At 72.8% G+C, this 24,803-nt stretch carries 22 protein-coding genes; 16 read left to right on the top strand and 6 right to left on the bottom strand.

The window, feature by feature from the left end; genetic code table 11:
- Positions 1 to 252: 252 nt before the first annotated feature.
- The 4 genes from lipB (at position 253) to AB0K02_RS00600 (ending at position 3,342) form a co-directional block, all read left to right on the top strand.
- Positions 253 to 1,050 (top strand): lipoyl(octanoyl) transferase LipB, encoded by a 798-nt coding sequence (lipB, locus tag AB0K02_RS00585; RefSeq protein ID WP_365990135.1) that lies wholly within the window; start codon positions 253 to 255, stop codon positions 1,048 to 1,050.
- Positions 1,051 to 1,171: 121 nt separating this feature from the next.
- Complete coding sequence (lipA, locus tag AB0K02_RS00590; protein ID WP_365990136.1) at positions 1,172 to 2,155, top strand: lipoyl synthase; 984 nt, start codon at positions 1,172 to 1,174, stop codon at positions 2,153 to 2,155.
- A gap of 251 nt (positions 2,156 to 2,406) precedes the next feature.
- Positions 2,407 to 2,616, top strand: a complete 210-nt coding sequence (locus AB0K02_RS00595) for a hypothetical protein (protein ID WP_365990710.1) — start codon at positions 2,407 to 2,409, stop codon at positions 2,614 to 2,616.
- A gap of 18 nt (positions 2,617 to 2,634) precedes the next feature.
- Positions 2,635 to 3,342, top strand: a complete 708-nt coding sequence (locus tag AB0K02_RS00600) for a DUF4191 domain-containing protein (protein ID WP_365990137.1) — start codon at positions 2,635 to 2,637, stop codon at positions 3,340 to 3,342.
- Positions 3,343 to 3,453: 111 nt separating this feature from the next.
- Here AB0K02_RS00600 and AB0K02_RS00605 read toward each other — a convergent pair whose 3' ends face one another.
- Positions 3,454 to 3,921, bottom strand: coding sequence for an RDD family protein (locus AB0K02_RS00605; RefSeq protein ID WP_365990138.1), 468 nt, complete (start codon positions 3,919 to 3,921; stop codon positions 3,454 to 3,456).
- Positions 3,922 to 4,140: 219 nt separating this feature from the next.
- On the opposite strand from AB0K02_RS00605, the gene glnA reads away from it, so the two are divergent.
- The 3 genes from glnA (at position 4,141) to AB0K02_RS00620 (ending at position 7,142) form a co-directional block, all read left to right on the top strand.
- Complete coding sequence (gene glnA / locus AB0K02_RS00610; RefSeq protein ID WP_365990139.1) at positions 4,141 to 5,550, top strand: type I glutamate--ammonia ligase; 1,410 nt, start codon at positions 4,141 to 4,143, stop codon at positions 5,548 to 5,550.
- 214 nt (positions 5,551 to 5,764) lie between these two features.
- Entirely contained in the window at positions 5,765 to 6,238 is a 474-nt protein-coding gene (locus AB0K02_RS00615) for a hypothetical protein (protein WP_365990140.1), read from the top strand.
- Between the two features lie 40 nt (positions 6,239 to 6,278).
- A complete protein-coding gene (locus tag AB0K02_RS00620; RefSeq protein ID WP_365990141.1) occupies positions 6,279 to 7,142 on the top strand; it encodes an MOSC N-terminal beta barrel domain-containing protein in 864 nt (287 codons plus the stop codon).
- A 10-nt stretch (positions 7,143 to 7,152) separates the two neighbouring features.
- On the opposite strand, the gene AB0K02_RS00625 is transcribed toward AB0K02_RS00620, so the two are convergent.
- A complete protein-coding gene (locus tag AB0K02_RS00625; protein ID WP_365990142.1) occupies positions 7,153 to 7,419 on the bottom strand; it encodes a hypothetical protein in 267 nt (88 codons plus the stop codon).
- 121 nt (positions 7,420 to 7,540) lie between these two features.
- Between AB0K02_RS00625 and AB0K02_RS00630 the strand changes: the two genes are divergently transcribed.
- Positions 7,541 to 7,903 (top strand): arsenate reductase family protein, encoded by a 363-nt coding sequence (locus AB0K02_RS00630; RefSeq protein WP_365990143.1) that lies wholly within the window; start codon positions 7,541 to 7,543, stop codon positions 7,901 to 7,903.
- A gap of 263 nt (positions 7,904 to 8,166) precedes the next feature.
- Positions 8,167 to 8,832 carry a hypothetical protein gene (locus AB0K02_RS00635; RefSeq protein WP_365990144.1) on the top strand — a complete coding sequence of 222 codons (666 nt, stop codon included), beginning with the start codon at positions 8,167 to 8,169 and terminating at the stop codon, positions 8,830 to 8,832.
- Between the two features lie 264 nt (positions 8,833 to 9,096).
- On the opposite strand, the gene AB0K02_RS00640 is transcribed toward AB0K02_RS00635, so the two are convergent.
- Positions 9,097 to 10,008: a Gfo/Idh/MocA family oxidoreductase gene (locus AB0K02_RS00640; protein WP_365990145.1), complete on the bottom strand. Its 912-nt coding sequence runs from the start codon at positions 10,006 to 10,008 to the stop codon at positions 9,097 to 9,099.
- A gap of 549 nt (positions 10,009 to 10,557) precedes the next feature.
- Between AB0K02_RS00640 and glnII the strand changes: the two genes are divergently transcribed.
- Both glnII and AB0K02_RS00650 read left to right on the top strand, forming a co-directional pair.
- On the top strand, positions 10,558 to 11,592 hold the full coding sequence (glnII, locus tag AB0K02_RS00645) for a glutamine synthetase (protein ID WP_365990146.1): 1,035 nt from the start codon (positions 10,558 to 10,560) through the stop codon (positions 11,590 to 11,592).
- 472 nt (positions 11,593 to 12,064) lie between these two features.
- A complete protein-coding gene (locus tag AB0K02_RS00650) occupies positions 12,065 to 12,643 on the top strand; it encodes a winged helix-turn-helix domain-containing protein (protein ID WP_365990147.1) in 579 nt (192 codons plus the stop codon).
- A gap of 19 nt (positions 12,644 to 12,662) precedes the next feature.
- Here AB0K02_RS00650 and AB0K02_RS00655 read toward each other — a convergent pair whose 3' ends face one another.
- Entirely contained in the window at positions 12,663 to 14,096 is a 1,434-nt protein-coding gene (locus tag AB0K02_RS00655) for a PepSY domain-containing protein (protein ID WP_365990148.1), read from the bottom strand.
- Positions 14,097 to 14,142: 46 nt separating this feature from the next.
- Positions 14,143 to 14,748 (bottom strand): hypothetical protein, encoded by a 606-nt coding sequence (locus tag AB0K02_RS00660; RefSeq protein ID WP_365990149.1) that lies wholly within the window; start codon positions 14,746 to 14,748, stop codon positions 14,143 to 14,145.
- A gap of 128 nt (positions 14,749 to 14,876) precedes the next feature.
- On the opposite strand from AB0K02_RS00660, the gene AB0K02_RS00665 reads away from it, so the two are divergent.
- Together AB0K02_RS00665 and AB0K02_RS00670 are read left to right on the top strand one after the other, a co-directional pair.
- Positions 14,877 to 15,884 (top strand): NAD-dependent epimerase/dehydratase family protein, encoded by a 1,008-nt coding sequence (locus AB0K02_RS00665; RefSeq protein WP_365990150.1) that lies wholly within the window; start codon positions 14,877 to 14,879, stop codon positions 15,882 to 15,884.
- A 239-nt stretch (positions 15,885 to 16,123) separates the two neighbouring features.
- Entirely contained in the window at positions 16,124 to 17,713 is a 1,590-nt protein-coding gene (locus AB0K02_RS00670) for a DUF1996 domain-containing protein (RefSeq protein ID WP_365990151.1), read from the top strand.
- Positions 17,714 to 17,859: 146 nt separating this feature from the next.
- On the opposite strand, the gene AB0K02_RS00675 is transcribed toward AB0K02_RS00670, so the two are convergent.
- A complete protein-coding gene (locus AB0K02_RS00675) occupies positions 17,860 to 18,411 on the bottom strand; it encodes a hypothetical protein (protein WP_365990152.1) in 552 nt (183 codons plus the stop codon).
- Between the two features lie 102 nt (positions 18,412 to 18,513).
- On the opposite strand from AB0K02_RS00675, the gene AB0K02_RS00680 reads away from it, so the two are divergent.
- From AB0K02_RS00680 to AB0K02_RS00690, 3 genes are all read left to right on the top strand, one after another.
- Complete coding sequence (locus AB0K02_RS00680) at positions 18,514 to 21,636, top strand: alpha-N-acetylglucosaminidase (RefSeq protein WP_365990153.1); 3,123 nt, start codon at positions 18,514 to 18,516, stop codon at positions 21,634 to 21,636.
- Positions 21,637 to 21,662: 26 nt separating this feature from the next.
- The gene (locus AB0K02_RS00685) at positions 21,663 to 22,460 is read left to right on the top strand and encodes a tyrosine-protein phosphatase (RefSeq protein WP_365990154.1); all 798 of its coding nucleotides are present in this window, start codon (positions 21,663 to 21,665) and stop codon (positions 22,458 to 22,460) included.
- A gap of 451 nt (positions 22,461 to 22,911) precedes the next feature.
- On the top strand, positions 22,912 to 24,801 hold the full coding sequence (locus AB0K02_RS00690) for a hypothetical protein (RefSeq protein WP_365990711.1): 1,890 nt from the start codon (positions 22,912 to 22,914) through the stop codon (positions 24,799 to 24,801).
- Positions 24,802 to 24,803 lie beyond the last annotated feature (2 nt).

The raw sequence follows: 24,803 nt of genomic DNA on the forward strand, positions 1-24,803 counted from the left end.
CCTGGGGTCCCCCCAGGAGGTGCTCTGGGGAAGAAGCCCTGGGGAGGAACGGCGCGAACTTAGCGGCCCTCCCGGCCCCTTCCGCCGCCTTCGCCCCACATTCATCCGATCGTGTGAGGATTGGCGGATGCGGTGACAGCTGTGCTGACGGACGCGGGGCGGCAGCCACCTGCCCGGTCACCGGTTTCCGGACCGCCGTACAGTGACATGGGCCCGGATTTCTGCTGGGCGAAGGTTCGAGGAGGCACAGCCGTGAGTGAGCTGCGGTTCGTCCGACTGGGGTTCGGCGAGGAAGCCGTCGAGTACCAGGAGGCATGGCAGAAGCAGCGCGAGGTCCACGCCGCCCGCTTCGCGGACGAGATCCCGGACACGTGTCTGCTCCTGGAGCACCCGCCGGTCTACACGGCCGGGCGGCGCACGGAGGACAGCGAGCGCCCCCTGGACGGCACGCCCGTCATCGACGTGGACCGCGGCGGGAAGATCACCTGGCACGGACCCGGCCAGCTCGTGGGCTACCCGATCCTGAAGCTGCCCCGCCCGGTGGACGTCATCGCGCACGTCCGCCGCCTGGAGGACGCGCTGATCCGCACCTGCGCGGAGTTCGGCGTCGAGACGAGCCGGGTGGAGGGCCGCAGCGGGGTGTGGGTGCTCGGCGATCCGGTCGAGGAGCGGCCGGCTCTCGGCGGCCTGTCGCTCGACTTCGACCCCCGGCTGCAGGACGAGGATTTCGACCCGCGTCTGAACGGGCCGGAGTACGCCCCCTCCAACGCCGGCCAGCGCCGCGAGGACCGCAAGCTCGCCGCGATCGGCATCCGGATCGCCAAGGGCGTGTCGATGCACGGCTTCGCCCTGAACGTGAACCCGGACAACACCTGGTTCGACCGGATCGTGCCGTGCGGCATCCGCGACGCGGGTGTGGCCTCGCTCGCGAACGAGCTGGGCCGTGACATCACGATCGAGGAGGTGCTCCCCGTTCTGGAGAGGCATCTGCGCGACGTCCTGGAGGGCGCGGAGCCGCAGCCCCGCGTGATCGAGAAGGCGTCCGCCTGACGGCTGCCGGCGGCCCCGGGGAATGCTTCCCCGTGGCCACAGGTTGGCCACACGTAAGGCCGCACTTTTAACGGGCGTACTCTGGTGTTCGCCGAAGAATCGAAGCTGTAGGGAGCCGGTCGTGTCCGCAGTCGCACCCGACGGACGCAAGATGCTGCGCCTGGAGGTCCGGAACAGCCAGACCCCCATCGAGCGCAAGCCCGAGTGGATCAAGACGCGGGCGAAGATGGGCCCCGAGTACAACCAGCTGCAGAAACTGGTCAAGAGCGAGGGTCTGCACACGGTCTGCCAGGAGGCGGGCTGTCCCAACATCTTCGAGTGCTGGGAGGACCGCGAGGCCACGTTCCTCATCGGCGGCGACCAGTGCACCCGCCGCTGCGACTTCTGCCAGATCGACACCGGCAAGCCGCAGGCCCTCGACCGTGACGAGCCGCGCCGCGTCGGCGAGTCCGTCGTGACGATGGACCTGAACTACGCCACCATCACCGGCGTCGCCCGCGACGACCTGGAGGACGGCGGCGCCTGGCTGTACGCCGAGACCGTGCGCCAGATCCACGCGCAGACCGCCGGCCGCGAGGCCGGCCGAACCAAGGTCGAGCTGCTGATCCCCGACTTCAACGCCGTGCCCGAGCAGCTGGCCGAGGTCTTCTCCTCGCGTCCCGAGGTGCTCGCGCACAACGTCGAGACGGTCCCGCGCATCTTCAAGCGCATCCGCCCCGGCTTCCGCTACGAGCGCTCGCTCGAGGTCATCACGCGCGCCCGCGAGGACGGCCTGGTCACCAAGTCGAACCTGATCCTCGGCATGGGCGAGACCCGCGAGGAGGTCAGCGAGGCCCTGCAGCACCTGCACGACGCGGGCTGCGAGCTGATCACGATCACCCAGTACCTCCGCCCCTCCGTGCGCCACCACCCGGTCGAGCGCTGGGTGAAGCCCCAGGAGTTCGTGGAGCTGAAGGAGGAGGCCGAGGAGATCGGCTTCTCCGGTGTCATGTCCGGACCGCTGGTCCGTTCGTCGTACCGGGCCGGCCGCCTCTTCCAGCAGGCGATGGAAGCCCGTGGGACCGCGACGGCCCCCGGATCCACGCAGGCCGCCCAGGCCGTGTGAATTCAGGCACAAGCAACTACTGGCCAGTAAAGGCCGGTTGTGCGCGGCCCGCACCCTCCCCGCAGGTCGGGGACGTGGTGCGGGCCGCGTCCGCGTCCGGGAGGCTTCGCAGGGCGCCCATCGGTGCTTCATCGGCGTTTGACCACCTGGTCACGCCCTGGTAACACCGAACAGTGACGCTGAATGCACGCACAGCTCCCACTCATCGACGCCCGCCCCGAGGGGGGACCTTCACGATGCCGACCTCCAGCATGCAGGCCGCACCGGTACGTCCCGTGATCGCCACGGCCATCCCGTCCGTCACCGACGCCCTGCGCGCCATGGAGTCCCTGCTGCTCGGCGGCGGCCAGCGCACCGCCCGCCGCAACGCCTGGGCCGCGGTGCTGGAGGACCGGCGCCGGGCCAAGGACCGGGTCGAAGCCGAGCACGTTCTGGAGGCCGTGGCTGCCCGCACTTCTTAGGCCACGTAAACTTCAGGTATGGCGAGGAAGGCACACTCAGACAGCGCTGACGCTGCTGCGAACCCCGGGCGACTGAAGCAGATCGCCCTGACGTACAAGATGACCCGTAAGGCCGACCCCAAGGTCGGTCTTGTCGTCGCGGCTGTGGGAATCGTCACCTTCGGTGTCTTCCTCGCGATCGGTTTCTTGATCGACCACCCCATCTACCTGGGCATCCTGGGCTTCCTGCTGGCCTTCCTGGCGATGGCGATCGTCTTCGGCCGCCGCGCCGAGCGGGCGGCCTTCGGGCAGATGGAGGGCCAGCCGGGCGCCGCCGCGGCGGTCCTGCAGAACGTGGGGCGCGGCTGGACCACGACCCCCGCTGTGGCGATGAACCGCAACCAGGACGTGGTGCACCGCGCGGTCGGCAAGGCCGGCATCGTGCTGGTCGCCGAGGGCAACCCGAACCGGCTCAAGGCGCTGATCGCGGCCGAGAAGAAGAAGATGAACCGGATCGTCGTGGACGTCCCGGTGCACGACATCATGGTGGGCAACGGCGAGGGCCAGGTGCCGCTGAAGAAGGTGCGCACCACGATGCTCAAGCTGCCCCGCGTCCTCAGCGGCCCGCAGGTCACCACGACCAACGACCGGCTGCGCGCGATGGGTGACCTGATGAGCAACATGCCGCTGCCGAAGGGTCCGATGCCCAAGGGCATGCGGATGCCGCGCGGCGGAAAGATGCGCTGACGCATCCAGGACACGCAAGACACGAGAGAGGCGGCCGGGACGATGTCCCGGCCGCCTCTCTCGTGTCCGCGTCGTCCCGCGCGTCTCTCGTTCCGCGTTGTCCCGCGCGGCTCAGATCCTGACCTGGACCGCACGCGCGAGACGGTCGTGCAGGCCGCGGCCGTCGCGGTCCCAGACGAGCGCCGGCACGGCGAGGCACAGCAGGACGCTGCGGGCGACGACCCGGCCGAAGCCGAGACGGCCGCCGTTCTCGGAGACGACGCGCAGGCCGAGGAGCCGCTTGCCGGGGGTGCACCCGACGGTGCCGACGGTGAGGACGCTCATGACGAGGAAGACGATCAGCGCGCGGTTGGACGTCGCCTGCTGATTACTGCCCGCGAACAGTCCGTATGCGATCAGGAAACACAGCCCCCAGTCGAGGAACAGTGCTCCGAAGCGCCGCCCGAGGGGTGCCACGGAGCCCGGCCCCGTCTCCGGCAGACCGAGCCGCTGGCCCCGGTACCCGAAGTCGACACCCATGTCCTCGGCCGCCGCGCGGGGCCCGGAAAGCCACGATCCGATTGCTTGCCTGTTGTCCACCCGACCACGGTACTGCGCCCGCTTTGGATCACTTCGGCCCGGGTCCCCGCACCGCCCCCGGATGCCCCCGGCACCCGTGCCGGTTAACTTCGTCGAAACAAATGGGTCATGCTTGAGAAATCCGGCCTGCCTATGGTCGGGTCCAGCGTGTGCCACCGCACTGGCCGCACGGACGAGCTGCAACCCCGCCCCTCCCCGGGTGGGAGTAGGAGGAGTTGGATGTTCCAGAACGCCGACGAGGCCAAGAAGTACATCGCGGACAACGACGTGAAGATGATCGACGTCCGGTTCTGCGACCTTCCGGGCGTCATGCAGCACTTCACGATCCCGGCGACGGCCTTCGACCCGGCGGACGAGCTGGCCTTCGACGGCTCGTCGATCCGCGGCTTCCAGGCCATCCACGAGTCCGACATGGCGCTGCGCGCCGACCTGTCGACCGCTCGCCTGGACCCGTTCCGCCGCGACAAGACGCTGAACATCAACTTCTTCATCCACGACCCGATCACGGGCGAGCAGTACAGCCGTGACCCGCGCAACATCGCCAAGAAGGCCGAGGCCTACCTCGCCTCCACCGGCATCGCGGACACCGCGTACTTCGGCCCCGAGGCCGAGTTCTACGTCTTCGACTCGGTGCGCTTCAACACCACCGCCAACGAGGGCTTCTACCACATCGACTCCGAGGCCGGCGCCTGGAACACCGGTGCGGTCGAGGACAACCGCGGCTACAAGGTCCGCTACAAGGGCGGCTACTTCCCCGCCCCGCCGGTCGACCACTTCGCCGACCTGCGCGCGGAGATCTCCCTGGAGCTGGAGAACGTCGGCCTGCAGGTCGAGCGCCAGCACCACGAAGTCGGCACCGCCGGCCAGGCCGAGATCAACTACAAGTTCAACACGCTGCTCGCCGCGGCCGACGACCTGATGCTCTTCAAGTACATCGTGAAGAACGTCGCCTGGCGCAACGGCAAGACCGCGACCTTCATGCCGAAGCCGATCTTCGGCGACAACGGCTCGGGCATGCACGTCCACCAGTCGCTGTGGCAGGGCGGCTCCCCGCTCTTCTACGACGAGGCCGGTTACGCGGGCCTGTCGGACACCGCCCGCTACTACATCGGCGGCATCCTCAAGCACGCCCCGTCGCTGCTGGCCTTCACCAACCCGACGGTGAACTCCTACCACCGCCTCGTCCCCGGCTTCGAGGCCCCGGTCAACCTGGTGTACTCGCAGCGCAACCGCTCGGCGGCCATGCGTATCCCGATCACCGGCTCGAACCCGAAGGCCAAGCGCGTCGAGTTCCGCGCCCCGGACCCGTCGTCGAACCCGTACCTCGCCTTCTCCGCGCTCCTCCTCGCGGGCCTGGACGGCGTGAAGAACAAGATCGAGCCGGCCGAGCCGATCGACAAGGACCTCTACGAGCTCGCCCCCGACGAGCACGCGAACGTCCCCCAGGTCCCGACCTCCCTCCCGGCGGTCCTCGACGCCCTGGAGGAGGACAACGAGTACCTGCAGGCGGGCGGTGTGTTCACGTCGGACCTGATCGAGACGTGGATCGACTACAAGCGCACGAACGAGATCGCCCCGATCCAGCTGCGGCCGCACCCGCACGAGTTCGAGCTGTACTTCGACATCTAAGATCGCCGCAGGTCGCAGCGGATTCCGCTCGCCTGGGACGTCTTAACGCCGTCGGCCGTGCTCTTCCGATCCCGGAAGGCACGGCCGACGGCCGTTTCCGCCTCCGCGGCGGTCACAGGCGGGGCGCGCGGAGCCCTGCGGGGGCGGCAGGCGGGGGGATTGGGCGAGGACTTCCCCGGTCGCGGGCCGCCCGGGGCAGGGCCAGTCTGGGGGTATGAGCGAACCTGGCAACGGCCCGGAGTGGAGCCCGCCCGAGCCGCAGCAGCAGCCGGCGAGGAAGCGCCGGCGGTGGCTCTGGGTCGTGCTCGTCGTCCTGGTGCTGGTGGTCGGAGGGTGCCTGGCCGCTGTCGGTCTCGTCGTGAGCGAGGTGTCCGACGAGGGATCCGGCGAGGCGGACAGCACCGTCAAGGTCACCTATGAGGTCACCGGTGACGCGCGTGACGTCACGGTCTCCTTCTCCGTCCAGGGCACGGGGGACCTGCGTACCGAGCAGGAGCTTGAGCAGGTGACGGGCCTGCCATGGCGCAGGGAGATCGAGACGTCGGGACAGGACATCAGCAGCACGCTCGTCGTCACGGTCGGCGAGGACGGCGGCAAGGCCACCTGCCGGGTGCGGGTCGACGACGGGCCGGTGCGGACCGACACCGCCTCCGGACCGAACGACACCGCCACCTGCAAGGCACCCTGAGGCACCCGTACGCCCCGTGGTCCCTCTACGATCCATGTCCATGGGGATCACCGTGCAGAAGCTGACGTACTACCCGGTCAAGGGCTGCGCCGGGACCGATGTGATGTCCGCCGTGGCCGGGGACACGGGGCTCGAGCACGACCGGACGTTCATGGTGGTCGACGCCGTGGACGGGTCGTTCCGCAGTCAGCGGGCACATCCCGCCCTGGCCGCCGTGAGGCCCCGGGTCGACGACGGCGGGCGCACGCTGACGCTGCGGGCCGGCGGGGTCGAGGACCTCGTGATCGACGTGGACCCCGAGGGCGCGCCGCGGCCGGTGACCCTGTTCGACAAGCCGGTCGGGCACGCGATCGACCAGGGGGACGCCGTCGCCGAGTGGCTCTCCGACGTGCTGGGCCTCAAGTCCCGGCTGGTACGGGTGCGCGACGGGTTCGACCGGGACGGGTGGGGGGAGACGCCCGGCAAGGTCGCCTTCGCCGACGCGCACGCCGTGGCAGTCCTCTCGCAGGCCTCGCTCGACGGTCTCAACGCGCGGATCGAGGCCGCCGGCGGGACGCCGGTGCCCATGGACCGCTTCCGGGCCAACATCGTCCTCGACGGCTGCGCCGCCCCGCACGACGAGGACCTGATGCGGCGGCTGGAGATCGGAACCGCCCGGCTCGCCCACTCCGTGCGGGCGATGCGCTGCTCCGTGCCGCTGGTGGACCAGGTCACCGGGCGGCGGGCGGGGCCCGAGCCGGTGCGCACCCTCGCGACGTACCGGCGGGAGCCCGCGTACGACAACAAGGTCAGCTTCGGTGCGAAGGCGGCGGTGCTGCGCGGCGGGACGCTGGCCGTCGGGGACACCGTGCACGTCGAGTGGTACGAGAACGGGGCGCCCGATCCCAGGCGCCCCGTCTCCTGACCGCGCCCGATCAGCGGCCGTAGCGGATCAGCGCCCGGACCATCCGGCACGTCGTGTCGGACGGGACGTGCACGCCGATGCGCTCGGCCGTGGCCCGTATGCGGCGGTTGTCGGCGGTCGCCGGGTGGTAGACGCCGGAGTCGAGCAGGGCGATCGTCAGGCGCATCGCCTTCAGGCGGCGGTTGTGCGACACGTACCACTCGCGCGGCTGTCCGGCCGGGAGCGGCTTCTTCTGATGGGGGGTCAGGGGCTTCGTCGTGAGTGTGGCAACGGCCATCGGCAACCTCCTGGCGCGGTGGCGGGACCATCCCGAACTGCTGTTCATTCTACCGGCGGGCACTGACAATCGCCGCTGGCCAGAAGGCGTTTGAGGCAGCGCGGGCGGTACGGTGTGCGGCATGGAGATCTGGATCAACCCCGCCTGTTCCAAGTGCCGCAGCGCCCTCACGCTCCTCGACGCCGAGGGCGCCGACTACACCGTGCGGCGCTATCTGGAGGACGTGCCGACCGAGGACGAGATCCGGGAGGTGCTGGGCCGGCTCGGACTCGAACCCTGGGACATCACGCGTACGCAGGAGGCCGCGGCGAAGGAGCTGGGACTCAAGGAGTGGGCCCGGGACGGCAGTTCACGGGACCGCTGGATCGCCGCCCTCGCGCAGCACCCGAAGCTCATCCAGCGGCCGATCATCACGGCGGAGGACGGCACGGCGGTGGTGGGGCGTACGGAGGAGGCGGTGCGGGACGCGATCGGCCGGGGCTGAGCTCCGGGGGTGCCGTGGAGCGCACCCGCCCGGCCGGCGGCCGGCGCTGTCGGCGTTCGTCGGAGCCTTCCCCTTCTTCGTCGCCGGCGGGATGCGCTTGCAGGTGTCGCACATCGTGCTTCGGTGAGGACCAACTGCCCCTTCCTTAAGGAAAGTTAAGGAAGAGACGGCCGTGACCGGTGAGCAGAGGCCGAGGGCTCCTCGTACGTAAGGGCACAAGGAACCAACCGGCCGCCCCCGCGGCCGGGGACAGGAGCCCTTTCGTGTCACGCAAGAAGACCCTCAGCGGCAAGAAGAAGATCGCCCTCCTGGCCGGCGCCGCGGCGCTGGTCGGCGGCACTGCGATTGTCATGACCGGCACAAGCCAGGCGTCCGTCGCCTGTGACGGTCTCGCCCAGGCGATCCGCAACAACGAGAACTTCATCGCCGGTCAACGAGCCAATCCGGACGCACAGTCGGCGGCGCGCATCGCCAACCGGGAGGCGGTGATCGCGCAGATCAGGGTCCAACAGGAGGCGGCGGGCTGCGACGCCGGGGCGGGCGGCAGCCAGGCTGCGCCCCCGGCGCAGCCCCCGGCCGCGGAGGCGCCCCCGGCCGAGGCGCCGCCCGCCGAGGAAGCGCCCCCCGCGAACGACGGCGGCCAGAACGCCGGCGGCGGAAACGCGGGCGGCGGCGCCGCGGGTGAGGTCGTCTGCGCCGGCTCGACCGTGACGCTCTCCGGCGAGGGCGGCGCACCGGCCGCCTCCAGCAACCAGTTCCCCGTCGGCACCCAGCTGAAGGTGACCAACCTGGACAACAACAAGTCCACGACCGTCGAGGTGACGTCGGTGTCCGGCAGCTGCGCGCTGCTGAACAACGCGGCCTTCGAGCAGGTGCGTGAGGCCGGCAAGTTCCTGATCCGCAACGCGCGGATCGAGCGCGTCGGCTGACGCCGCACGGCCGGGCCCGCGTCCCCCACTCCGGCGGGCCCGGCCGCTGCCGGCCCCCGGGACGGTGTCGTCCGCGCTCCCCTCCCCCGCTGTCCCCCGGCGGAGCGCTCGCCTCCGAGCCGCACACTCGGAGCGCACCGGACGGCACCGTCCCGTCTTTCCCACCCGGCTTGTCACTGCCGGGCCCAGCACCGCCGGGCCCGGCATCGCCCGGTCCGTCACGACCGGGCCGGGGCCCGGCACGCGCGTCCGTGCGGCGCCGTGTCAGCGCTCCGCCCCGGACGCCTTCCGCTCGGCCTCCGCCAGGATCTCCGTGATCCGCAGCCCGAACCGCACGTCGCACGGGTGCGGCCGGCCCGTCCGTACGATGCCCATCAGTTCGTTGACCGCCGTGCGGAACGAGTCCACCGGATTGCCCCAGCCGTCCGGCAGTTCGGCCCTGCCCTGCTCCCCCAGCAGCACCAGGCTCACACCCGCCGCGTTGAGCGGCGCGGCGAGGCCGAGCGTCACCGTGCTGGACGCCCCCGACGCGTGCCGCAGCACCATGTGGGTCGTGTCCGAGGGGCCGCGGGCCGCCGTCAGCTCCACCACGTCGCCCAGCACCGGGAGCAGCGCGGAGAGCGCGTGGGGGCCGACGTCCCACAGGCCGCCCTTCTCACGCCGCCACGGGGACGCCGCGAACGGGCTCTCCGCGCCCGGCGAGAACAGCGCGCCGAGCCACTGCGCATGAGCCGTGAACCAGCCGCCGACCGCCGCCTGTTCCGCGATCCACCGCGCGGTCTCGGTGGCGAACCGCAGCGTGCAGAAGACGACGGACGCGACCTTCGCCTCCTCCACGGCGTTCACGGCGTCCCTGGCGGCGGCGACCGTCGTCGCCACCGGCTTGTCCAGCAGCAGATGGCAGCCGGCGGCCGCCGCCCGGACCGCGAGCGGCGCCTGCACGTCCGGCGGCACGGCGAAGGCGATGGCGTCGTTCGAGGCGAACAGCGCGTCGATGCCGTCCTCGCCGGTGAACGCCGTCGTGCCGTGGGCGTCCGCGAGCGCGGCGGCCGCCTCGGGCCGCCGCCCCCACACCCCGCCGAGAACGACGTCCGGGTGCCCGGAGAGCGCGGGAGCCTGGGTCATCGCGGCCCAGGGGCCGGCGCCGAGAAGTCCGATACGCAGGTGCTTGGTCATGGACACCAGTCTGCCCGCGCGACGGCTGCGGGACCCGCCCGCGCGCGGCGCGTCCGCCCCCGTCGGAGGCGGACGCCCGGCCGGGAAGGAGCCCTGTATACGACGGGGAGGGTGCCTCGGAGCGCGTACGGCGGACGGACGGGTTCACGCCGTGGCGGTTCCCGCCCCGTCCCGTCGCCCGGCGGTGGAACGACACCCGGCGAGGTGCACCACATGGGATGTGTCGCACGTCTCACGACGCTCCGGCCGCCGGCGGCGCGGTTTTGCCGCGGGCACCTGCTCCAGGGACTCCACGACCACGACCGGCGCCTCGAAGACGCGGCGAAAGCGCTGGTACAGCCGGTGGGAAGCCGGCCGGGCGCGTCCGGGACCGAGGGGCTCCGGGGCACTGCCACGCAGGCACGAGAGGACCCGTGACGCACGCGCGACACGCCGGGCATAACGGTGAAATATTCCGCGTAACACGGGGTTCACAAACGGGCAACGGCCGGGAAATCGCGCGTTGCCAAGCTGCGCGGCATACCGCTGCACCCGCAAAGGATGAGGTCCGTGAGCATCAAGGCTGAGTACATCTGGATCGACGGCACCGAGCCGACCGCCAAGCTTCGCTCGAAGACGAAGATCCTGGCCGCCGGTTCCTCCACGGCCCTCGCCGACCTGCCCATCTGGGGCTTCGACGGGTCCAGCACCAACCAGGCCGAGGGCCACGCGTCGGACCGCGTGCTCAAGCCGGTCTTCGTCTGCCCCGACCCGATCCGCGGCGGCGACAACGTCCTCGTGCTGAACGAGGTCCTCAACATCGACATGACCCCGCACGAGTCCAACACCCGCGCCGCGCTCGTCGAGGTCGCGGAGAAGTTCGCCGGGCAGGAGCCCATCTTCGGCATCGAGCAGGAGTACACCTTCTTCGAGGGCGACCGCCCCCTCGGCTTCCCCGCGGGCGGCTTCCCGGCCCCGCAGGGCGGCTACTACTGCGGCGTCGGCGTGGACGAGATCCACGGCCGCGACGTCGTCGAGGCGCACCTGGACAACTGCCTCGCGGCGGGCCTGGGCATCTCCGGCATCAACGCCGAGGTCATGCCGGGCCAGTGGGAGTTCCAGGTCGGCCCGCTCGCGCCGCTGGAGGTCGCGGACCAGCTGTGGGTGGCCCGCTGGCTGCTCTACCGCACCGCCGAGGACTTCAACGTCGCCGCCACCCTCGACCCCAAGCCGGTCAAGGGCGACTGGAACGGCGCGGGCGCGCACACCAACTTCTCCACCAAGGCGATGCGCGAGGGCTACGACGCCATCATCACCGCGTGCGAGTCGCTCGGTGAGGGCTCCAAGCCGCTGGACCACGTCAAGAACTACGGCGCCGGCATCGACGACCGCCTGACCGGTCTGCACGAGACCGCCCCGTGGAACGAGTACAGCTACGGCGTCTCCGACCGCGGCGCCTCGGTCCGCATCCCGTGGCAGGTCGAGAAGGACGGCAAGGGCTACATCGAGGACCGCCGTCCGAACGCCAACGTCGACCCGTACGTGGTGACCCGCCTGCTGGTGGACACCTGCTGCTCGGCCCTGGAGAAGGCCGGCCAGGTCTGAACAGCCGCGTGATCCGAGGGGCGTCCGCCGACCAGGCGGGCGCCCCTTACGCGTAGGGTCGCGCGCGCCTGCCGACGGCGCCGGACCGGCCGTACGGCCGGACGCGTCAGGCCCCTGACGCCATGTCAGCCACCTCGCCTGGGCGCGGTCAGCCGGATCCGGTCCAGGTGGCCGAAACACCGCGGACGTAGGAAAGATCACGTACCGACAGGTGGACGAGGCCTGCTGCGGCCGTTGCGGGTCTGCTTCAATAGGCACATGGCCGACTACCGGAACAACGCGACGGGTCGCGGCGACCTCGAGCCGTTCTGGCCTTCCCGGCAGCACCACGACTTCGACCGGGTGTGTTGCCCCGCGGTGAACGCGCGGGCCCTCTAAAGCCGTTCTTCCCGGCCTTCGGCCAGCGCGCACGACGTACGTCCGTCCTCACGACGCATCGACGACTTCCTCCGCGCGAAAGAGCTGACCTCCCATGGCGAACAGCCGTTCCTTCTCGACCGTTTCCGCCGCTCCCTCCCCCGTGGCCCAGGGCCACGTCACGACCGACCGGACAGCGCCTTCGGGCCGGCACCGGCTGCGTGCCGTCGACCGTGACGAGGTCGTGGACGTCGCCGGCCTCCTGCCGCCGGGCGCCACCTGGCTGCCCGCTCCGCCGCACACCCTGCCCACGCTGCCGGGCCGGCCCCCGATGGTCGGCTACCTCGTCCTCGTACCGGCCGACCGGCAGCCGCCCCAGGCCGCCGACGCCGAGCCTAAGCGGCCGGCCGGCGCCGGCCCGGTGGCGATCGACACGGTCCGTCGCACCGCCGGCGTGGACGGGCGTGAACTGGACCTCACGTACCTGGAGTTCGAGCTGCTGGCGCATCTGGTGGCGCACCCGCACCGAGTGCACACACGCGACCAGCTGGTGACCACCGTGTGGGGCTACGGGCACGTCGGCGACGGCCGCACGGTGGACGTCCATGTCGCGCGGCTGCGGCGCAAGCTGGGAGCCGACCACCGCCGCACGATCCAGACCGTGCGGCGGGTCGGCTACAAGTACGCGCCGTGAGGCACGGGTCCGGTCCCGGTCAGGCCCGGGACCGGACCCTCGCCACCGCGCCGAGCGCCACGTCCACCGCGAGGAACACCAGCAGGCTGACGCCGAGCATCGGCACGAACCAGCCGACGAGCGCCGCCGCGGCGGCAAGCGGCAGCAGCGCCGTGAGCGGCGCCTTGCGCCAGGCGCCGCGCGGCATGGGACGGCCCGCCGACAGGGTGCGTTCCTTCGTGGGCCTGCGCTGCCACCACATGCGGTAGCCCCACACGATCAGCAGGATCAGGGCGACCATCAGCGCGGCGAGCGCGAGCTGGTTGACCGCGCCGAACAGGACGCCCATGTGTCCGTCGATGCCGAACCGGGTCAGCTTGGCGAGCAACGGGTAGTCGTCGAAGCGGAGTTCGTCGATGACACGGCCGTCCGCAGGGTCGACGGCGACCGAGTCGAGGTGGACCGGGTACTGGGTGTCGGTCTCCTTGACGACGTAACCGTCGCCGTCGGCCGGCAGGATCACGGAGATCCTGCCGTCGACGCCGTAGCCGCGGGCCGCCGCCACGACGTTGTCGATGCCCACGTCCTGGCCCGCGTCGTCGGCGCCGGCATCCGTGCCCCCGTGGCCGCCGTGGCCCTCATGGCCTTCGTGGCCTCCGCCGCTGCCGCCGCCCGGCGCCAGTGCGGCCGTGACGACGGGGGTGGCCCCGCCGAGCTGGGACTGCACCGCGTCGATGTTCTCGCCCGCGTAGCGCGACCAGGTCAGCCCCGTGGCCGACAGCAGGACGAGACCGGTGACGGCCCACAGGCCGACGGAGCCGTGCAGGGACAGGGTCCGGCGGCGGCCCTTCGCGCCGCGTTCGGGCAGGACGAGGTCGCGCTTGGTGCGGCGTCGGCGTCCGAACCACAGCACCAGCCCGCCCAGCGCGACGACCCACAGCCAGCTGGCGGCCAGCTCGCTGTAGTTGCGGCCGAGTTCGCCCAGGTGCAGATCGGCGTGGAACCCGGAGAGCCAGGCCCGCAGCGGGAGCGCGCCCGAGCTGCCGTACGAGGGGAGCGCGCCGCGGATGTCCGCGGTGTAGGGGTCGACGAAGACGGCGAGGGACGTGTCCTTCGGCACGTCCGGGGATGTCATCAGGACGCGGGTGGTCGCGCCGTCCTCGTACGAGGGCCACACCGCGGTCACCGTGCCCTCGGGGTGGGCGGCACGGGCGGCCTCGACCTGGGCCGACAGCGGGACGGACCGCTCGCCGACGGGGACACGCAGTTCGTGGCGGTAGACGAACTTCTCCGCCTGGAAGGACAACGAGTACAGCAGGCCGCTGACCGCGGCGACGAGGAGGAGCGGGGCCGTCAGCAGCCCGGCGTAGAAGTGGAGACGGAGCAGGAGGGGGCGCAGCGCGCCGCGCGCTTCGGAAGCGGTGCTCGCGCCGGACGAGGGTGTGGTGCCCGTGCTGGGGGCGTCGATGGACATGAGGGTCCCAAGGGTCGGTGCTGGCATGGGGAATTCGGCCCCCAGGTCAGACAGCGGCTCCAGGGGCCGTGGCGCGGGGAACGGGGTGGGCGGGCGGGCCGCGGCGGACCACGGTGTGCGCGAGGACGACGCCGTGGCGGCGCTCGTCGGCCGCGTCGGTGGCGGGCCGGGGCGCGGCGTCCGGCTCGGGCAGGCGTACGGCGCCCGGCAGCAGCCGCAGCGGGGTGAACGCGAAGGACAGTGCGGCGCGCGCCAGCCGGAAGAACGCCGCCTCGCCGTGGGCCAGCCACAGGGCGCAGCCGACGGCGCCGAGGAGGTGGACGGCGAGCATGCCGGTGCCGAGGCTCCCGGAGGCGGTCTGCGCGGTGGCGTGGTGCTCGTGGTGGTGGAGTGCCGTGGGTCCCGCGCCGGAGAAGAGCAGGTGCAGTGCGCCCTGAACGGCGAGCAGTCCGGCCCCTATCGAGCGTGCGCCCCGGCGGCGGCCGGCCGCGAACCAGCCGGCGGCGGCGGTCACGCCGAGCGCGGCGAGCAGCCCGGAAGCGGGGATGTCGTGCGCAGACTGGGACGAATGCCCTGTCGCTGCCAAGGTGACGGCCACTGCCGCGAACAGCGCGGCCCGCAAGGCGCGCATCGGCGACCGGGTGTCCGTCATCGTCCGCCCATGCTGCCATCCCCGCCCCGGGACCGGGAGAGTGACCGCCGGTACGGACCGTTCCCGCACGGTTCTCCTGGCAGCGGAATCGCGCGGGACGACGGCCGGGCCGGGGCACAGTCGTGGTCATGAGACTTCTGGTGCTGGGCGGGACGGAGTTCGTGGGGCGCGCGGTCGTGGAAGGGGCGCTCGCGCGCGGATGGCAGGTCACGGTGTTCCACCGCGGGAGGCACCCGGCTCCGGAGGGGGTGTCCGACCTGCTCGGCGACCGTCTGGCCCCCGGCGGCCTCGCCGCTCTGCACGACGGCGCGTGGGACGCGGTGGTCGACACCTGGTCGGCCGCGCCGTCGGCCGTGCGGGACGCGGCGCGGCTGCTGTCCGGCCGGGTGGGCCGCTACGTCTACGTGTCGAGCTGTTCCGTGTACGCGTGGGCGCCGAAGGCCGGGTACGACGAGAGCGCCGCGCTGGTCGACGGGTCGCCGGACGCGGGCGACGTGCCGTACGCGCAGGCCAAGCGGGGCGGTGAACTGGCCGTCCTGGACGCCTTCGGCGCCTCCCGCTCGCTGCTGGTGCGCGCGGGGCTGATCCTCGGCCCCTGGGAGAACGTGGGCCGTCTGCCGTGGTGGCTTGAGCGCATCGCGCGCGGCGGCGACGTCGTCGCGCCGGGACCGCGGGACACACCGCTGCAGTACATCGACGTCCGCGATCTGGCCGAGTGGACGCTGGACGCGGTGGCGTCCGGCCTGGAGGGCCCCTGCAACCTCGTGAGCGAGCCGGGCCACGCGACGATGGGCGAGCTGCTTCAGGAGTGCGTGGCGGCGACCGGGTCGTCGGCACGGCTGCGGTGGACGCCTGCGGACGTGGTGCTGTCGGCGGGTGCCGAGCCGTGGACCCAGCTCCCCGTCTGGGTCCCGGCGGCCGAACGCGCCGAGATGCACGGGGCGTTGCATGGGGCCGGTGTGTCCCGGGCACTGGCGGCGGGCCTGCGGTGCCGGCCGGTGCGGGAGACGGTGCGCGACACGTGGTCGTGGCTGCGGTCGATCGGCGGACCGGCGCCGCTGCGGCCCGACCGCCCTCGGGTGGGTCTGCCGCACGAGCTGGAGGCGGCGCTGCTGGCGGGTCGGCCGGTGGCGTAGCCGGGTGCACCCCGCCGCCGGCCGGTCAGCCCCGGTCCTCGGTCAGGCCGGCGGCACGGGCCCTCGGCGGACACCCGGTCATGCGCCCATTGGGCCCGGTTTGACGCTGGAGGTTGCTACGAATCGCAGGCCGCGGTGAACACCCCGTGCGCCACTCCCGTATGAGACGACGCGCTTCTCCCTCTGCCGGGACCCCCCTTAACCCACACACCCCCCGGCAACGAAGCAGAGGAGTTCCATTGGGACGCACATCAAGAAAACGCTCGACGCTGGCCAACCGGGCGATCGCCGCCTCGGCCGCATTGATCCTGGGCGGGGGCGGGCTGGTCGCGGCCAATACGTACGCCTCCGCAGGCGAGGGCTGGTGGCCCGGCGGGCGGAGCGACGGGCAGCAGAGCAGCACCCGGGCCGCGGCAGGTCAGCAGGTGTCCACCATCGACTGTCCCGACGTCGGCAACTCGCTCCAGGAGGTCCCCGACCAGCAGCGCCTCGCGGTCGACCGTGAGCTGGCCACGCTGGACACCCAGATCACCACGGCCTACCAGCGGTTCGCCGACAACCGGGAGCGGGTGCAGACGGACCGGTCCTTCGCCGACAACCAGATCCTGTCCCCGCTGCGCAACGAACGCCTGGTGATCATCCAGCGGATCGTGGCGCTGATCGACCGCTCGGCCGAGCGTCCGCAGGGGCTGGAGCAGATGGCTCCGTGCACCCTGCGGGACGACGTCGCCGACGGCGACAACGACGGTGACGGCAATGGTGACGGCGACGGTGACGGCCAGAACAACGACGGGGACCAGAACGGAGGCGACCAGAACGACGGCCAGGACCAGAACGACGGCCAGAACGACGGCGACGGGCAGAACGACGGGAACGGCGACGGCGACAACGGCAACCAGGGCGGCAACGGCGGCCAGGCCGGCAACGGTCCCGATGCGGGCGACTTCGTCGACATCCAGAACGTCCAGCCGAACGTCCAGCAGCCGCCCAACCGCCGGGGCTCGTCCCGCGGTACGTTCACGACGGACTGCGGCGTGAACGCGAACGGCAAGTTCAACCCGGACAACGTCATCGTCGCCCCCGGCGTGAGCAACGGCGCGCACCACATGCACGACTACGTCGGCAACCAGGCGAACGACGCCTTCGCCAGCGACGACGACCTGGCGGCCGGTGACACCACGTGCCGCAACCAGGGCGACAGGTCGACGTACTTCTGGCCGGTGCTGCGCCTGCAGAACGGGCAGCAGGAGAACGACGCCAACGCGGACGGCGGTGGCAACGACCAGAACGTCGGTGAGATCCAGACACCGTCACAGGTCACGATGACGTTCGTCGGCAGTCCGGTGAGCAAGGTGACGGCGATGCCGAGGTTCCTGCGCATCATCACCGGTGACGCGAAGGCGTTCGTCAACGGCAACGCCAACGCCAACGCCTCGTGGAGCTGCACCGGATTCGAGGACCGCCAGCTCAAGGACAAGTACCCGATCTGTCCCGAGGGCAGCCAGGTGGTGCGTACGTTCAAGTTCCAGAGCTGCTGGGACGGCCAGAACATCGACAGCGCCAACCACCGGACCCATGTGGCCTTCGCGGACGCGGACGGCGGCTGCCCGAACGGCTTCCAGGCCATTCCGCAGCTGGTGCAGCGCATCGTCTACGACGTGCCGCCGCCGGTGTTCGACGGGGAGAACGCGTCGGTGTTCGCCGTCGACTCCTTCCCGGAGCAGCTGCACAAGCCGGTCACCGACCACGGTGACTTCATCAACGTCTTCGACGAGGACCTCATGGACGAGGTGGTGAACTGCATCAACGGCGGGCGCAGGTGCCAGTGACCCGCTGAACGGACGAGGCCGGTTCCGCCTGGAGCACTCCAGGCGGAACCGGCCTCGCCGCGTCTGCGGACGCGGTCGTGCGCGGCCTTCTGGGGCCGGCCGGGATGTCCCGGCCGGCCCGCGGTACGGACCGGTGGTCGTGGGCCTCAGCCCCCGTGGTGCCCCTCGTGCTCCTTGTCCTCGTGGCCGTCGTCGCCGTCGTGGCCTTCCTGGTCCTCGTGGCCTTCGCTGGCGCCCCCGTCGCTGCCCGCGCCGCCGGTGTGCGAGCCGTGCCCGGCGCCCGTCTCCACCGTGCCGCCGAGCCGGCCGCGCAGCGCCGTCACCACCTTCTCGTCGCCGACCGCGACCCACTTGCGCCCGACCAGATAGGTGCCTCCGTAGTCGTTGGCCTCGTTGAGCCACTCGCGCTGGCCGCGGTCGGTGGCGAAGGTCGCGAGGACGTACCTGCCGTCCGCCGTCGTGCAGTTGGCCTGCCGCAGCTCCTCCGCGTCCGTCTGGATGTTCGGTTCGCATTCGGCCTGGCGTGCGATGTCCTCCAGGCTGCCGGTCGCCGTCCGGGGCTCCTTCGCGTCCTGGCCGGCCCCGACACGCCCGTCGTCGTCGCCTCCCGATGAGCAGGCGGCGGCCAGGGCGAGGACCACAACTGCCAGTCCTGTCCGGGCCACCCGCCGCGTACTGGTGTTCTTACTCGTCCGCATCCGGCCATGGTGCACTCCCGCACCCTCTTCGCGCGGCGGAACCGCGAGTAACGTGCGCTGCGCACGCACCTGTTGTCGCCGGAGCAACACGGAGGAGCGCTGATGAACGAGCTGTCGAGACGTACGCTTCTGGGCACGGCAGGGGCGGTCGGGGCGGGCGCGGTACTCGCCGCGCACACCCCGGCCGTCGCGTCCGGGGGCCGCGCGGCGGTCCCCGCCACCCGTGCGGCGCAGCCCGAGGCGGCCGCCGACGTCGCGCTCGCGGCCCTGCGGCGGCTGCTGCCCGAACACGCGGAGCAGTTCCGGCTGCGGGTGGTGGGCGGCGCGGAGCGGTTCCGTGTCACGGGCTCGACGGGGCGCGTCGAGGTGGCGGGTACTAGTGCGGCCGTGCTGCTGACCGGCGTCCACTGGTACCTCAAGTACGTCTGCAGGGCCCACATCTCGTGGTCCGGCTCCCAGCTCGGCCTGCCCCGCCGGCTGCCCGCGCCGCACGCGCCGCTGGAACGCGCCGCGACCGTCGCGCACCGGTTCGCGTACAACGACACCCACGACGGCTACACCGCCCCTTACGCCGACTGGCCGCGCTGGGAGCGGCTGCTGGACGTGCTGGCCCTGCACGGCTGCAACGAGGTGCTGGTGACGCCCGGCCAGGAGGCCGTCTACCACCGGCTGCTGATGGACTTCGGCTACTCGGACACCGAGGCGCGCACCTGGCTGCCCGCGCCCTCGCACCAGCCGTGGTGGCTGCTGCAGAACATGAGCGAGTACGGCGGCCCGATGTCCCCCGCCCTCATCGAGCGCCGCACCGACCTGGGCCGCAGGATCACCGACCGGATGCGGGAGCTGGGCATGCGTCCGGTGCTGCCCGGGTATTTCGGCACCGTCCCGGACGACTTCCCGGCCCGCAATCCGGACAGCGACGCGCGCGTGATCCCGCAGGGCACCTGGAACGGCCTGCGCCGCCCCGACTGGCTCGACCCGCGCACGCGGGCCTTCGCCGACGTGGCCGCGGCCTTCTACCGGCACCAGGCGGAACTGTTCGGCGACGTCTCCTACTTCAAGATGGACCTGCTCCACGAGGGCGGCACGGCGGGCGACGTGCCGGTCCCGGACGCCGCCCGCGCCGTGGAGACGGCGCTGCGCGCGGCCCGGCCCGACGCGACGTGGGTGATCCTCGGCTGGCAGGCCAACCCGCGCCGGGCGCTGCTGGACGCCGTCGACACCGACCGGTTGCTCATCGTCGACGGCCTGTCCGACCTGGACACGGTCACCGACCGGGAGGCCGACTGGGGCGGCGCGCCGTACGCCTTCGGCACCATCCCCAACTTCGGCGGCCGCACGACGATCGGCGCGAACACGGACCGGTGGACGGAGAAGTTCACCGCCTGGCGCGACAAACCGGGCAGCGCGCTGGTCGGCACCGCGTACATGCCGGAGGCGGCGGAGCGTGACCCCGCGGCACTGGAGCTCTTCAGCGAACTGGCCTGGCGCGAGGAGAAGATCGACCGGGACGCGTGGTTCGCCGAGTACGCGCGCATCCGCTACGGCGGTGACGACCGCTCGGCGAGGTCCGCGTTCGCCGCGCTGGCGGCGACCGCGTACAGGCTCACGAGCACCGACGGCCGGCCGTACGACTCGCTGTTCTGCCGCCGGCCCTCTCTCGCCTACTCGATCGGGACGGCCTTCGACCCGGCGGACTTCGACCGGGCCTTCGCCGCGCTGCTGGAGGTACGGCCGCCGCTGCGGGACACGGACGCGTACTGCCACGATCTGACCGACCTGGCACGGCAGGCGCTGGCCAACCGCTCGCGCACGCTCCAGCTGCCGCTGCGCACCGCGTACCTGGACAAGGACGTCGACACCTTCCGCGCGATCGCCACGCTGTGGGTGAAGCTGATGCGGCTGGCCGACACGATGGCGGGCTGCCACCGCGCGTTCCTGCTGGGGCCGTGGCTGGAGGACGCCAAGCGGCTGGCCACGAGCGCCGAGGAGGCGGTGGAGCTGGAGCGCACGGCCCGTGTGCTGATCACCACCTGGGCGGACCGGGTGACCGCGGGGCAGCTCAGCAACTACGCCAACCGGGACTGGCAGGGGCTGATGGGCGACGTCCATGTGCCCCAGTGGGAGGCGTACCTGACCGAGCAGGCCGACGCGCTGGCGGAGGGCAGGGCGCCGCGGTCGTTCGACTGGTACCCGGCGGAGGAGGCGTGGACGAAGGACCGGCGGGCGTACCCGGTGCGGCCGACGGGAGACGCGTACCGCACGGCCCGCCGGGTGTACGACACCCTGGCCGCCGCGCCGTACCAGGGGTTCGTCTCGGTACGCGTGGAGCCGTCGGCGTTCAGCCCGGGCAGCACGGGCACGGTGACGGCCTCGTTCCGCAATCTCAACGGGCTGCGGGCGACGGGCCGGGTGGATCTGGAGCTCACCGGGCTCGACGCCGAGCCTCAGGGCACCCCGTACCTGGAGAGCGTGGCGGCGGGCGGCAGCGGCGAGGTGGCCTGGCGGGTGACGGCGCCGGACGAGCCGCTGACGGAGCCGCTGGTGCCGATGCCGTACGTGCTGACGACGCGGTACGGGCCCGCCGGCGAGGAGCGGGTGGCGGTCACCCAGCGCAGCAGTGTGCACCTGGCGGCGCCGCTGGACCCCGAGTGGCGCACCTTCACCTCCAACGCGGCCGTGTTCGGGCAGCTCGGCGACCGGCTGGCGATCAACGGTGCGGGCAACGACCTGTGGCGGGGCACGACGCAGTTCGGCACCGCGTACCGCGAGGGTGTGCTGAGCGAGGGCGGCAGTGTGCTGCTGCGGGTGGACGCCCAGGAGGTGACGGGCAGTTGGGCGCGCGCCGGCATCGTCGTGCGCAACGCCCTCGGGAAGCCGGGCGACGCGGGCTTCGTGAACCTGGCGGTGACGCCCGGGCAGGGTGTCGTGCTGTCGTACGACACGAACGGCGACGGCACGCTCGACGCCTACCGGCGCATCACCGGTGTCAGGGCGCCGGTGCTGCTGCGGCTGACGAAGGACGCGGGTGCGTCGTTCACCGGCGCGTGTTCCACGGACGGCGGGACGACGTGGCGGACCGTCGCGACGGTGACCGTGCCGGGCGCGGCTGCGCGGCAGGACGCCGGGTTCTTCATGAGCGCGGTGAACGGCGGCAGCGGGGCGCGGGGGACCGTGCGGTTCAGCGGGTGGTCGTTGCGGGAAGGTGTCGCGTCCGCCGGCTGACACCCCGGGCGCATACATTCCGCTCCATGAACGCGATCCCGTCCACCACCGTCGCCAACCTCCGCGATCTCGGCGGCATCCCGCTGGCCGACGGCGGCACGGTGCGCAGCGGTGTGCTGCTGCGTTCCGGTCAGCTGCACCGGCTCGACCTGGCGGCGGATCCGGCGGTCGCCGCGCTCGGTGTGCGTACGGTGGTCGACTTCCGTACGGCGGCCGAGCGCGACGCCCGCCCGGACCGGGTGCCGCCGGGCGGGCGGCTCCTGCTCGCCGACGTGCTGGCGGACCAGGTCGCCGCGGGCCGGATGCCGGCGGCGGCCCGGCTGCGCCAGCTGCTGGCCGACCCGGCCGCCGCCGAGAAGGAACTCGGCGGTGGCCGCGGCCGGGAGATGTTCGAGTCGATCTACCGGGCGTTCGTGGTGACGGACTCGGCGCGGGCGTCCTACGGGGCGTTCCTGAACGAGCTGGCGGAGCCGGGCGCGACGCCGCTGCTGTTCCACTGCACGGCGGGCAAGGACCGCACGGGCTGGGCGGCGACGATCGTGCTCAGCGTGCTGGGAGCGTCGCCGGACGCCGTGCGGGCTGAGTACCTGTCGGTCAACGCGGCGGTGCGGGAGGCGTTCGCGCCGCTGGTGGAGGGCTTCACCCTGCAGGGCGGCCGCCCGGAGACGGCGCTGGGCATGATCGGCGTGGCTCCGGAGTACCTGGCGGCGGCCCTGGACGAGGTCGACGCGCGGTACGGCTCGATGGAGGCGTACGTGACGGACGGCCTGGGGGTGAACCCGTCGACACTGAGCCGCCTCCGCGACCACCTCACGTCGCGGTGAGGGGGACGTGCCGCTTGCGGGTGCGGTGGCGCAGGCACCCACCGGCCCGGCGCTGCCCGGGGTGCGGCCGGTCCGCCCGACGACCGCACGGCGACACCGTCGTCCCCGACAGGTCGTGGGCGCGGCCTCCACGGGGCCCGAACGGGCTGCCCGGCCCCCGCGCCGGCAGACAGCCGCCCGGGTGGACAGCAACAGCCGCCCCGTCCACGGCCCGTCGGTGCCCCACCACGGAGGCCCGGCACGGCCGTGGTCCGGCGCCGCTCCAGGGCGCGGCCGGCCCCGCGCGCCGGGGGCGACCCGGGCAGCGGCCACTTCCCCGTCCGCGCACGCGCCTTGGTGACCATAGGACGATTCGCTCGTTCTGCTGAACGTGCGACCACAGGATGCCGTCACCGCAGCAGACACCTCCGCCCTCTCCGCGCCGCCCGTCCCCCTCGGGAGCGAGGTCGGTGTGGAGGAGGCGGAGGCCGCGCTCGTCGAGCACTATCCGCGGCTCGTGCGGATCGCCTACCTCGTACTGCCGCCGACTCTCGGCCGCAACCGCCGCGTGCTGACGGCGCACGCGATCGCGCAGCGGTCGCTGCCGCGCGGCCGTGGGGCGGTCCTGGGCGGTGCCGCCGTGCCGCGGGCCCGGCGCCCGGAGGGCGGTGCGGACCCCGGCTACGTGTTCGTACGGGGCCGGGTGCTGCGCCAGGCGCTGGAGGCCGGGCTTCCGCTGCGGCGCCTGGCGCGGCCGCGGCGCGCCCAGTTGCCGCCGCTGCTGCCGCACATCTGGGGCCTGCGGGTCTTCCCCCGCTCCGGCGGCGCGGACGAACTCGCCCTGGACCAGCGGCTGTCCGCGCTCGACGGACCCGCACGCGCGGCCTACGTGCTGCGCGGCCTCGAACGGCTCCCGGACGCGCGGGTGCGCGACGCCCTCGCCGCCGCGGGCGCGGCGGACCCGGACGCGGCGCTCGCGGCGGCGGACGCGGTGCCGGGCGGGAGGAAGGCGGCGGCGTTGCTCGGCTCGCCCGAGTTCGACCCGTGCTCCCTCCAGGTGCGGCCCACGGACCTCATGCGCCGCCGCCAGCACGTCAGGGCGGGGCTGGTGGCCGTCGCGGCGCTCGCGGTGTGCGGGGCGCTGCTGGGGCTGCCGGGCGGCGGGCGCGGCGCGGACGCGGCGGCCCCGCTCTACGCCCGCAATCCGGCGGCCGAGGCAGCCCTCGACCCGGACAGGCTGACGCGGGCCGAGCCCGGCGCCTGGCGGCACTCCACACGGCGGGACTTCTCGGTGTGGCCCGCGCGCGGCCCGCTCGTGGACGACCGGGGCCTGCTGCGGCGGGCGCTCGCGGTGTGGGCGCGACCGGGCGCGACGGTCCTGGTCTCGGCGACGCCGGGCACACCGTCGGGTCCGCCCATGGGACCGCCGCACCTGCTGTTCGCGGGCGAGGTGGGCGCGGCGAGGGTGGTGCTGCTGCACGACGGCCTGCGCGTGGCGCGTTACGCCGAGCCGCGCGACGGCTCGCCCGGCGCGGCACTGGACTTCGCGCGGACGGACGGCACGGACACGGCCTCCGCGGCGGCGCTCGTCGTGGCTCGCGCGGGCGCGGACGTCCGTTATCTGACGGCGCCGTGGGTGCGTCGGGTGTCCGTACGGGACCTGCTCGTGCCGGCGGCCCGGCCTCGTCCGCTGCCGCGGGACGCCGACGGGGTGACGTCACCGCTCCCGAGCCCCGCCCAGGCGCGTGCCTGCCGTGCGTGGCACACGCTGGAGGCCGTCGAGGCGGGCGGCGGGGCCCGGGTGCTGACGGACCTCGGCGAACTGACGCCCGCGCGGCTCACCTTCGGCCCGCCCACCGCCCCGAAGGACGCCACCGGCCCGGCGGCCCGCGCGTCCTGGGCGCGTACGGCCTGTTCGCTGGCAGGGGTGCGCGCGCACGGCGTGCGCAGTGTCAACGCCTGGGAGTACGCACGCCAGAGGCTGCCGGAGGCCAACGGCACGGCCGCCTGGGTGTGCACGCGGGCCGAGACGTGGCGTGGCGCCGGCGGCCGCGTGATGGCCCAGTTCCACCCCCCGGCCGACCGCCCCGGCGCACCGGGCACCGTGGTGGCGCGGGCGCAGGACGCGCCGTCGTGCGGGGTGCGCGAGCCCCGGGCGCTGGCGGGCGTGCTGTGGAAGTCGCAGGCGGGCCAGTGGTACGTACTCGCCGCGGGAAGCGGCCAGTTCGCCTCGCTGGCCGTCTCGGGCGGGGCCTCGGGCTTCAGCGCCGGCCGCGTGCTGGCGGTGCGGGCGCGGGAGGGCGCGCGGGCGGAGCTGGACGGCCGCCTCCCGGACGGCACGCGGGTCCGCGCGCTGCACTGAGC

Origin of the sequence: Streptomyces sp. NPDC049597, assembly GCF_040675505.1 — a bacterium.
In the GTDB taxonomy this organism is placed as follows: domain Bacteria; phylum Actinomycetota; class Actinomycetes; order Streptomycetales; family Streptomycetaceae; genus Streptomyces.